Origin of the sequence: Gilvimarinus gilvus (genome assembly GCF_030518155.1) — a bacterium.
GTDB lineage: Bacteria > Pseudomonadota > Gammaproteobacteria > Pseudomonadales > Cellvibrionaceae > Gilvimarinus > Gilvimarinus gilvus.
Genome location: NZ_JAULRU010000472.1, coordinates 1 through 367, shown reverse-complemented (window position 1 = coordinate 367; position 367 = coordinate 1). Strand labels below are relative to the sequence as shown.

General features: G+C 62.1%; 1 protein-coding gene. It reads right to left on the bottom strand.

Annotated elements, in window-relative coordinates:
• Positions 1 to 240, bottom strand: a 240-nt coding sequence (locus QWI17_RS08940; RefSeq protein ID WP_302722169.1) for a LexA family protein, incomplete at its 3' end; no start/stop codon positions are given.
• Between the last annotated feature and the right edge of the window lie 127 nt (positions 241 to 367).

The window sequence follows — 367 nt, the reverse complement described above, 5'->3', positions numbered from 1 at the left end:
GAGAACGTGGATGCTGCGTGCGGTGCCTGGTTGTCGTCGGATCAAGCCGGCCTTTTCCAGCGCGAGGACCATCTGGTGGACGGATGGTGCAGTGACCTTAAAATGGCGCTGCAGATCGGCTTCTGCCGGCGGCCGTCCGAGCACCAGCGTGTAGGCGTGAATGAAGGCCAGGTATTGGCCCTGCCTTTCAGTGAAGCGCGGAGCGGAAGGAGGCAGACAGGCCCCCTGGATCTGATTCATCTGTCGTGCCCTCAAGCATGGGGGTCGGCGATGAATGTAAAGTACCGGGTCGAATTGACCCAAGGCGAGCGCGACGAGCTGAAGACGCTGCTGAGCGGCGGGCGCTGTTCAGCGCGCAAGCTGAAGC